The organism is Microbacterium sp. UBA1097 (assembly GCF_002313585.1).
Taxonomy (GTDB): domain Bacteria; phylum Actinomycetota; class Actinomycetes; order Actinomycetales; family Microbacteriaceae; genus Microbacterium.
In genome coordinates, this window is the sequence record NZ_DCBW01000047.1 from 4,386 (window position 1) to 13,754 (window position 9,369).

A 9,369-nucleotide genomic window follows, 5' to 3' on the forward strand; every position below is an offset into this window, starting at 1 on the left:
GTCGAGTCGAGACCCGAACGCCAGCACGAGGCACCGGTCGAGCTCGATACCGGCGGAAGCCGAAGCGACCGCCGACCAGACAGAAGGATCGCCTGCGAGGCCTTGGTCCGCTTCGACTCCGCCGATCTCTCCGCACGCGAGCGCGACGCCCAGCGAGCTAGCCGCTCGGGATCGCGCCATCGATAGGTAGGGATCATCCGTCACGGCCCCGCCTCTCGCTGACACGATCTGCTCGGTCGTCAGCAAAGGGCATTTCACGAGCACCATGTGGGCGTTGCGTGGATCAAAGCCTCCGTTGCGGCACGCTTCGAGCGTCGCCGCAGCGACCGCGTCGACCTGCTCTCGGCGCCCGAGCCCTTCGACAGATAACCGAGGGGTCTGCGCGAACCCCGCCGCAAGTCGCCCGTTGCCTGATGTCGAACCCTCCGAAACCACGGTGACATGCGGGCTGAGGACTCCCTCAGTGCCGCCCGACATGACGGTCAACGCCGGTTCCGAGAGCCCCTCGGTCCAGGCGCGAGTCGCGAGAGCCCGGCTGAAGTCGTTAACGCCGCCGTTCCCCTCCGTCTTTCCGATGACGGCAAGGACCCTTCGCCCGAACACCCTGTCGACCGGGGCGTCGTCGGGGGCAGCAACCGGCACGACCGTCAGATCGACATACATCAGCGCGTCCGGTCGTCGGCCGGGAGCGATTCCGCACCCAGCGCGGCGAGGACGGAGTCCGATGAAGCGACAGCCGCGAACAAGCCGCCCTGCATCGTGAGGATCTCGATCGTCTGCAAGTGCCGGGCGCGATCGGTCGCGGCCGTGCAATCCGACAGCACGAGTACCTCGAACCCGCGATCGTTGGCCTCCCTGATTGTGGTCGACACGCAGACATCGGTGGTCAACCCCGTAATCAGCAGATCGGTAATCCCCGCCATGCGCAGAATGTGCTCGAGGTCGGTGGCGTAGAACGCACCTTTGCCGGGCTTGTCGATGACCGTCTCACCCGCAAGCGGGGCCAACTCGGGGATGATCTCCCACCCAGCCTCGCCTCGAATCAGCACGCGTCCCAGAGGCCCGACGGACCCGATCTCGACCCCCTGACTGGCGGAACGCCACCTCTTGGTGTCGGGCAGATCAGAGAGATCGGGGCGGTGCCCTTCTCGCGTGTGGATCACCGTCAGCCCGAGTTCGCGCGCCCGCCCAAGCACTCTTTGGGTGGGTTCTATCGCCGCACGGGTCAGGCTGATGTCATAGCCCAGCGAATCAATGAATCCACCGCTGCCGCAGAAGTCGACCTGCCAGTCGATGCAGAGCAGAGCCGTGCGCGTGAGATCGAGTTGACCGTGCCACGGCCAGGCATAGGGATCCGCCTGGATCGCCTGCGGTGTTGTCGTGGTCACTATGACTCCCTTGCTCACCTCGATCGTATACGACCTACCGGAGAGGGCCGGCGTCGGAGTGTTACCGCCGTGTTAAACCTCAGCGACGGATGAGCTCGTCGAAGAACGCAAGGTCGCCGAGGACGTGCTCGCGCATGAGATGAGCCGCGGCCTCCTCGCCGCCGAGAATCGACGCGCAGATGTCGCGATGCTCATCCCACGACCCGGCAGCGCGCGCAGCCAGCTCCGCTCCGAATATCCAACTGAGGCGGCTGCGCAGCGTCCTCAGCATCTCGACGAGTTCTCGATTTCCGGAAGCAATCGCCACCGTGTCGTGGAATCGCTCCACCAGCTCCGAATGGCGCTCGGGTTCGGTCACCGGGTCGAGGGTGCTGCCCTCTTCTGTAAGAGATCGAAGTTCGCGTGCCATCGCCCCTCCGTGGGCAGCCGCGGCAAGCCGCGCCGCCATCGCCTCGAGTTCGGCGCGGATCGCGATGAGCTCGCGGGTGCCCGATGACTCGGGCTGGGCGACTATTGCACCCTTGTATTTGCGCAACTCGAGAAAGCGCTGCTGCTCCAGCACCTGAAAGGCCTCGCGCACGGGTACTCGGGAGACGTCGAAATCGGAAGCAATCTCCTCCTCGCGAAGCCGGCTGCCGGGAACGTACGAGCCATCGATGATCCGTCCCCGGATCGCGGCGGCAATCACGTCGCGCAGGGGAAGCCCAGCACGAGAAGCCATGCTCCTCACTCTAGGGACCAACCCCGCCAGATGCCGAGTTCCGGTCGCCTCAGCTGGATGCTCCCCCGCTTGCGGACGATTCCGCCTCCGTCGCGTCCAGTCGCGCGTTCAGCCCGTCGACGATGCGATGCAAGCGATCATCCCGCAGCAGATCCGGCTCACGGGGTCGCTCGAACCCCACTTCGACGACATCGGCGACCTGCGCCGGTCTGGCGCTCAGCACGACGACTCGGTCGGCGAGGAACACCGCCTCCTCGACGCTGTGCGTGACGAGGAGCGTCGTGATGCGCAACCGCGTCCACACCGCCTGCAGCTCCACATTGAGTCGTCGTCGCGTCACCGCGTCGAGCGCTCCGAACGGCTCGTCCAGAAGCAGAACGGAGGGATCCAGAGCCAGAGCCCGCGCGATCGAGACTCGTTGACGCATCCCGCCGGAAAGCTGGGACGGGCGCGCATCGGCGAAGCCCCGGAGTCCGACCAAGTCGATCAGATCATCTACCTGGTGCCGATCGACGTCACGGCCCGCGACTCGGAAAGGGAGCTCAATGTTCTTGCGCACCGTCAACCACGGCAGCAGTGCGTGGTCCTGGAACGCGACACCCAGGCGATGATCGCGCGCGAGGACTCGCGGATGCTCACCGGCGATCGTCACGGACCCCGAAGTCGGCTCGTCAAGTCCGGCAATCATCCGCAAGATCGTCGACTTCCCCGAGCCCGACGGGCCGATGAGCGCGACGAACTCCCCCTCGGCGATCTCCAGGTCTACCCGCTTGATCGCCTGGACCGACGCTCCGCGCTTCAGCCGGAACGACTTCGAGACCGCCTCGACCCGCACGCTGCGCCCGAGAGGCGCGCCGGCGTTCATCGGCCCACCTGGAGTCGTGCGCGGTCCGCGATGCCGCGGGAACGCTCCGAGGCCTCCCGCACCAGGGCCGCGAGGTCGCCGTCAGCGCCAAGGAAGGTAGGAACGCCGCGTTCGACGACGACCCGACCGTCGACTATCACGGTACGTACCGCGACCGTGGGTTGCAAGAATACGAGCGCCGCGTACAAGTCGGCCGCGGGCGTCATCCGCGGCTCCTCCAGATCAAGGATGACGAGGTCGGCGCGCTTGCCGACCTCGATCGATCCGATCAGGTCATCCATACCCAGAACCCGCGCTCCCTCGATCGTTGCCATTTCCACGACCCGCTGCGGACTGATCGCCCCCGGGTCACGACTCACCGCGCGGTGCAGGAGCGCCAGGAGCTTCATCGAACCGAAGAGATCGACCGCATCCGAGCAGTTCGCATCGTCCGTGCCGATCCCCATCGGGATGCCCGCCCGGAGCATTCGCGGAACCGGCGCGACCCCGGCGCCTAGAAAGGCGTTGCTCGCCGGCTGCGTCGATACCCGGGTGCCCGATTCTGCGAGCAACCGGATCTCACGATCGGAGACGTCGATGCAGTGCGCCGCGAGCAACCTCTCATCGAGCGCACCGACGCTGTCGAGATACTCGACCGCGCCCATCATGTGCTGCACGCGCTCCCGCTCGTCCTCGGCGACGTGCATCGTCCACATGGTTCCGCGCTCGCGCGCGATCTGTCGGCTCCGCTGCAGGGCGCGTCGGGAGACGATTCCGGGGATCGCCGGCGACGGCCACACTCGGATCCGACCCTCACCGGCCCTGTCGTACCTCCGCACGATCTCATCGAGGTCGGCCAAGACGCGATCGGTGTCGACGAAGATGTCGCTGTCCGGAACGTCCGGGGCCTTCGCACGGACCGCGCCGAGATAATCCTCGAAACCCGGCGCAGGCTGGTCGGCGAACATGCGAGCGTATACAGCGCGGATGCCGCTCTCGACGAGGGCCTCGACAGTGCTCGCCGCGGTGGAGACCATGGAACGCGTTCCAGCATCCTCGTTGTCAACGATCGTCGTCACACCGTTCATCAACGCCTCCGTCGCGAACAGCAAGGTCGCGCACCGGATGTCGTCGTTCTCGTACACGCTCAGGCCCGGGTACAGCACGTTGTAGAGCCACTCGTAGAGTGGCCGATCGTGGGAGTAGCCGCCGCGAAGCAGGATCTGCGGCACATGGGTGTGCGCGTTCACGAGTCCCGGGATCACCGCGCGCCCCGCCGCCTCGATCACCCGCGAGCCGACGGGAATCTCGACGTTCGATCCCACTGCGACGATCTCGCCGTCCTCGACCAACACGGTCGCCCGCTCGAGGTCGCGGCGCTCATCGTCCATCGTCAGCACTCGCGCGTCAACGATCGCCACCGCGCTCATGCCCGCGCCTCCTCGCCGGCTGCCACCGCATCGAGCTCCGCGAGCAGCGCGCTACGACGGTCATCGTCGCAGAAGGCCGACTCGATCGATGTTCGCGCGATGGCGAGAAGGTCATCGCGCTGCCAGCCGAACGCCCGCGCGGTCGCGGCGTACTCCTGGTCGAGAATCGATCCCAGGGCAGTGCCGTCGTCGGTGTTGAGGCTGATCCGCACCCCGGCTTGCCGCAACTCCTCGACTGGATGCGCGGCCCGGCTCTCGGTAAATCCAAGAGCGACGTTCGACCCCGGGCAGATGCCGAGCGGGATGCCTCGGTCGGCGATCTCGGCGACCAGCGCCGGTTCCTCGATCGCGCGGAAGCCGTGATCGATACGATCGGCCATCAGGAGGTCGATCGCATCGCGGACACCCTCGGGACCACTGGACTCCCCTGCGTGAACGGTCCGGTAAATGCCACGGGATGCCGCGCGGCGGAAAGTGTCGGCGAACCTTGCGGACACACGCCCGGCAACCGCTTCGTCGCCGTCGATCGACAGGGCGACCACCCGCGGATGGTCCCGCTCCAGCATCCAATCCAGCAGTTCATCGGCCTCAGCGGCGGATTGCTGGCGCAACAAGCTCAGGCACAGGCCAGTCGACGGGAGTCCGTCCTGTTCCGCCTCTCGCCATCCGGCGTCGAGGGCGTCGACGAGTCCCGCGATATTTCCGCGCCAGGCCTCCCAGTGGGTCGGGTTGATGATCACGTCGGTGTAGCGGATGCCGCTGGCCGCCTGCCTCTGGGCGAACCGATAGGCGACGGATGCCGCGTCGTCGGCGGTCCTGACCAGCGACGCACCCCAGTCGAGGAACTGGAGAAATTCGGTGAGTCCGTCGAAATCGAAGAGCTGCTCGGCCGGTCGGCGAAGGGGCACCCCGTACTTGCCGGCCAGTCGCATCAGCTCCTCCCGGTCGATGCATCCGTCCAGGTGCACGTGGACCTCGGCTTTGGGTACCGTCCGTACCCAAGCCTCGTCGATGTTGTCGTTCACGATCATCCCTTCCCATTACTGCCGTCGTGATAAGCCGCTTCGAGCCACCGCGTCACGGCCGAAGCCAGCCCGAAGAATGCGAGAGAGAGCACTGTGGCGACGATGGCGGCACCCCAGGATCGCGACATGTCGTAGGAGACCCGCGACACCACGAAGAGCTGCCCGAGACCCGACGACCCGACGACGAACTCGGCGAGCAGCACCCCGACCACCGACCCGACCGCAGAGAGCCGGAACGCCTCCAAGAGCGAAGGGACCGCGGCCGGGAGATCGAGCCGCCGGAACCTCGTCCATCTCGAGGCTCCCAGCACCGTCAGCAGGTCCTGCTTGCTGCGCGAGGCGGAGGCCAGACCGCGCGACACCAGGACGAACGCTGGAAAATACGCGACCAGTGTGGCGACGACCAGCACGGTCGGCGTTCCGTAACCGACAATCCGCGCGAAGATCGGAACCATCGCCACCATGGGAACAGCGCGGACGATCAGCACCGCGGGCCGCACCGCCGCACGCACGACTCCTGAGAGATGGGCCGCGATGGCGAGTCCGATGCCAAGCAGTTGTCCCAGGACGAGACCCGTCGCGGCCAGCCCGGCGCTCACCGTGAGGTCGGGAAGATACGCATCCGGATGTCCGACCAGGTCGGCGAGAACACTCGCCGGGGAGGGCATGACGACCCGGTTGACCTGCCCGATCACGACCCACAGCGCCCACGCGGCGACGATCGCCACGACCGCCACGTTGTCCCAGGCGAACCGGGCGACCGCTCGCCCGATAGCCGTCACGCGCGCGTTCACAGCCCGAACCTCGCCGCGCTCCGCCGGGCGAGTGACGCAGCGCCGCCGTAGACGATGCTGGCGGGCACTGCGGTCAGGACCCCCGCCGCCCACAGCAACGGGATGTCGTAGTTCTGCATCGAGTTGATCAGCAGGGGCCCGATGCCCCGGGCGGAGCCGAACCACTCGCCGATCACCGCCCCCAACAGGGCCGCGGGAATCGCCAGCTGAAGAGCCGCGAACACCGCTGGGAGCGCCGCGGGCGCTTCCAGCTGCGCGAGCACCGCGATCCGCCGGGCACCCAGTACGGCAAACAGGTCCTCCTGCGCCGCCCGTCGGGTCCACAGCGCGGAGCAGATGACGACAAAGGCAGCGAAGTAGGCCGCTGTCGCCGCCAGCGCCGCGGGCACGACGGCGCGGGGCAGAAGGACCATGAGCAGCGGGCCGAGGGCGACGACCGGAACCGCCTCGACGAGAACCGCGAAGCGCTCCGCCGGGCGACGCGTGACCGGCATCAGGCGGGAGAGCACCGCGGTCGCCACCGCGGCGCTGATTCCGATCACGCCGCCGAGAAGCCCCTCCTGGACGGTCACCCCGAGCGCCCCCCACAACCTCGGCGCACGCGCGGGATCGACGATCACCCACAACACGTCGGTGAGGGGTGGCCAGGAGGTGGAGAGGACCCCGGTCCGGCCGATGATCTCCCACGCCGAGGCGAAGAGGAGCACGCCGATCACGATCTCGATGGTCTTTCGGGACCGCGTCGCCGTGCCGACCGGACCGAGGTCCTGCACAGTCATCGGAGCAGGGTTGCCGATCCGCCGAAGACCTCGTCGAGCAGCGATTCGTCAACGTAAGTCGCGACATCAGGAAGATCGGTCATGCCCGCAGCCCGCAGGATCGGGTACATCTTCTGCTCGATGTCCTCCGCCGAGATCCGCAACAGACCCGACTCCGCGGTGAGATCGCTCGTCGTCATCGGGATCTGATTGATGTTCTCCTTGATCTGCTGGCTCAGCGAGAGTCCCAGGTCGGCTCCCCACACGTCGACCGCGAGCTGCGCGGCCACTTCGGGGTCGTCGGCGTTCTTCTCCCAGCCCTTCACGGTAGCCCGCAACCAGGCGACAACCAGGTCGCGGTTCTCTTCCAGGTAGGTGCGGTCGACGAAGATCATGTTGGAGTAGACATCCAGACCCAGGTCCTGCCACGACACGCTGGTGTAGTCCACACCCTGCTCTTCGAGGATGAGTCCCTGGTTGGTGGCGAAGGCGGTGATCCCGTCGACGTCTCCGTTCACGAGCGCTTGCACGTCGTAGCCGATCGGCACGAACTCGTAATCCGGCTCTAGCCCGTTGATGGTGAAGATGGCATCCAGTTCACGCTGCTGCCCCTGGGGGCTTCCGATGCGCTTGCCGATCATGTCCTCGACCGAGTTGATCGGGTTCTCGGAGAGCGACAGGATTGCCAATGGGCTCTCCTGGTAGACAGCACCGACGAGCACCACGTCGGCTCCCTCCGACACGGCGTCGATGAACGAGGTGAAGTTCGTATCGAGTCCGATCGGTGCGTCACCGGATGCGACGATCTGAACGGTGTTGGAGACGTTGGGGCCGCCCGGCAGCCATTCGGCGACGATGCCCTCCTCCGCGTAGTAGCCCTCGCTCTCGGCGATCCACATTCCGGCGAACTCCACGTTGGTGACCCAGTTCAGCTGTGTCGCCACGACCGGAAGGGACTCTTCCTCGGTCGATGGCTCCGCCGCACAACCGGCGATCGTCAGCATCCCCACCATGGTCGCACCCGCCCAGGCGAGACGCCTATCGCGGTGGCTTGAAGTCTTCATAAGCCTCTCAATTCTCGCGGCAATCATGACGCGATCTCTCGCGTTTTGTATACGATCCATGCTCGCTGGCTGTCGTTGCGCGGGCATGGCCTGAACATTTCCAGCGTGTAAAAGATGCTGCGCCGCCCGCAGGGGCGGGTCACCGGCGCCGTTCCCGGCACTGAAGCGTTCGGCGAGCACCCCGAAGTCAGGCGGTCGCTGCGATCCTCAGGATCACAACGCCGACGATCGACGACCCCCGCGATCCGGGAATTCGCGCGGCGATACCTGGGCGTGCTGCCGTGGCGCCTCGCCCACCGGGCGCGGTTCCTCCTGCTGGTGGCGCCCGTGAGGCTCGTCGTCGTGGGCTCCGGGGCGGTCTGGACCCGTGGTCGGCGTGATCGGTGCCTTCACGTCATGATCGTCGCGTTCATCCGGCATTGTCAGGCCGACTGGAACGCCGAGGGACTCATCCAGGGATCGAGCGACATCCGGCTCAACAACACCGGACACCGATAGGTGGCGGATACCCCGATGACCCTGCGCTCACTGCCGTGGATGCGGTCGTGAACTTCCCGCTCCTGCGCGCCCGCGAGACGGCCCGCATCATCGCGGAAGGGCTGAACACCCCGTTCGGCACCGCGTATCCGAAGCTCGCCGAACGCGACTACGGCGAGCTGGAGGGCACCTCGGCCGCCGCCGCGATCGCGCGCTGGCCCGACCGGGAGTATCCGGGCGCAGCGTCGCTCGACTCCCTCGCTGTGCACGGGGTCGTGGCCCTGACCCGCATCGCCACCGACTTCCCGGCAAGGCGGTGCTCGTGGTCTGCCACGGCACGCGAGGTGGTGGTGCTCGAGGGGCACGATCGTGCCGCCGCAGTCGCTCGTCGCGGGCATCCCGGGCAAGGTGCGCCGCGAGCTCACTGACGAGGAGGTCGCGGGGTTGCTCGGCAACTCCGCGCGCTATGTGCCGCGGTCGAAGGTGTACAAGGCGGCGGAGGGTCAGGACGCCGCGGGTTAGGACACCGCCGCGATCCGCAGGATCACGACGCCGACGACCGGCACCAGCGCGACGACCAGCGCCAGGATCGCGATGCCGCGCGCGAGACCGCGCACGAGGCAGACGATCGAGATCACCAGCGCCGCCAGCACGAGCGCGGCTCCGGCGAGGAACAGCACGATGAATCCACCCGCTCCGCTGCCGCTGCCGTCGAGGGCGGCGGGAACCCCGAGCACGAAGCCGGCGTACATGGCGGCGGTGCCAAGCACGGCGAGCAGGAGGGCGATGCCGGCAGGGACGCGGGTGGGGCTGACGTAGACGTCGCTGTCACTCATGGCGACCACCCTAGACGGTATGTAGTAGCCCT

General features: G+C 67.0%; 12 protein-coding genes and 1 pseudogene. 3 read left to right on the forward strand and 10 right to left on the reverse strand.

What is annotated here, in order from left to right; genetic code table 11:
* The 9 genes from B4F19_RS11730 to B4F19_RS11770 all read right to left on the reverse strand — a co-directional run.
* A partial coding sequence (locus B4F19_RS11730; RefSeq protein ID WP_292735129.1) for a ring-opening amidohydrolase occupies window positions 1-663 on the reverse strand: 663 nt, incomplete at its 3' end.
* The gene (locus B4F19_RS11735; protein WP_195691668.1) at window positions 663-1,388 is read right to left on the reverse strand and encodes a cysteine hydrolase family protein; all 726 of its coding nucleotides are present in this window, start codon (window positions 1,386-1,388) and stop codon (window positions 663-665) included. The genes B4F19_RS11735 and B4F19_RS11730, both read right to left, overlap by 1 nt.
* 79 nt (window positions 1,389-1,467) lie before the next feature.
* A complete protein-coding gene (locus B4F19_RS11740; protein ID WP_195691669.1) occupies window positions 1,468-2,109 on the reverse strand; it encodes a GntR family transcriptional regulator in 642 nt (213 codons plus the stop codon).
* Between the two features lie 49 nt (window positions 2,110-2,158).
* Entirely contained in the window at window positions 2,159-2,974 is an 816-nt protein-coding gene (locus B4F19_RS11745) for an ABC transporter ATP-binding protein (protein ID WP_228178107.1), read from the reverse strand.
* Window positions 2,971-4,383 carry an amidohydrolase family protein gene (locus B4F19_RS11750; RefSeq protein WP_195691670.1) on the reverse strand — a complete coding sequence of 471 codons (1,413 nt, stop codon included), beginning with the start codon at window positions 4,381-4,383 and terminating at the stop codon, window positions 2,971-2,973. Before B4F19_RS11750 ends, B4F19_RS11745 begins: the two co-directional genes overlap by 4 nt.
* Entirely contained in the window at window positions 4,380-5,408 is a 1,029-nt protein-coding gene (gene add / locus B4F19_RS11755; protein ID WP_228178106.1) for an adenosine deaminase, read from the reverse strand. The genes B4F19_RS11750 and add overlap by 4 nt, the downstream gene beginning before the upstream one ends.
* A 2-nt stretch (window positions 5,409-5,410) precedes the next feature.
* Window positions 5,411-6,202 carry an ABC transporter permease gene (locus B4F19_RS11760; RefSeq protein ID WP_195691672.1) on the reverse strand — a complete coding sequence of 264 codons (792 nt, stop codon included), beginning with the start codon at window positions 6,200-6,202 and terminating at the stop codon, window positions 5,411-5,413.
* Window positions 6,199-6,981, reverse strand: coding sequence for an ABC transporter permease (locus tag B4F19_RS11765; protein ID WP_195691673.1), 783 nt, complete (start codon window positions 6,979-6,981; stop codon window positions 6,199-6,201). The genes B4F19_RS11760 and B4F19_RS11765 overlap by 4 nt, the downstream gene beginning before the upstream one ends.
* Window positions 6,978-8,024 carry an ABC transporter substrate-binding protein gene (locus tag B4F19_RS11770; RefSeq protein ID WP_195691674.1) on the reverse strand — a complete coding sequence of 349 codons (1,047 nt, stop codon included), beginning with the start codon at window positions 8,022-8,024 and terminating at the stop codon, window positions 6,978-6,980. The genes B4F19_RS11765 and B4F19_RS11770 overlap by 4 nt, the downstream gene beginning before the upstream one ends.
* Window positions 8,025-8,138: 114 nt before the next feature.
* On the opposite strand from B4F19_RS11770, the gene B4F19_RS11775 reads away from it, so the two are divergent.
* From B4F19_RS11775 to B4F19_RS11785, 3 genes and pseudogenes are all read left to right on the forward strand, one after another.
* Entirely contained in the window at window positions 8,139-8,522 is a 384-nt protein-coding gene (locus B4F19_RS11775) for a histidine phosphatase family protein (RefSeq protein WP_267189647.1), read from the forward strand.
* 47 nt (window positions 8,523-8,569) lie between these two features.
* Window positions 8,570-8,929, forward strand: a complete 360-nt coding sequence (locus B4F19_RS15905; protein WP_414683162.1) for a histidine phosphatase family protein — start codon at window positions 8,570-8,572, stop codon at window positions 8,927-8,929.
* Window positions 8,862-9,023, forward strand: a pseudogene (locus B4F19_RS11785) (gamma carbonic anhydrase family protein); the annotation flags it as partial. The gene B4F19_RS15905 and the pseudogene B4F19_RS11785, both read left to right, overlap by 68 nt.
* Here B4F19_RS11785 and B4F19_RS11790 read toward each other — a convergent pair.
* Window positions 9,020-9,337 carry a hypothetical protein gene (locus B4F19_RS11790; RefSeq protein ID WP_195691675.1) on the reverse strand — a complete coding sequence of 106 codons (318 nt, stop codon included), beginning with the start codon at window positions 9,335-9,337 and terminating at the stop codon, window positions 9,020-9,022. The pseudogene B4F19_RS11785 and the gene B4F19_RS11790 overlap by 4 nt on opposite strands.
* Window positions 9,338-9,369: the final 32 nt, after the last annotated feature.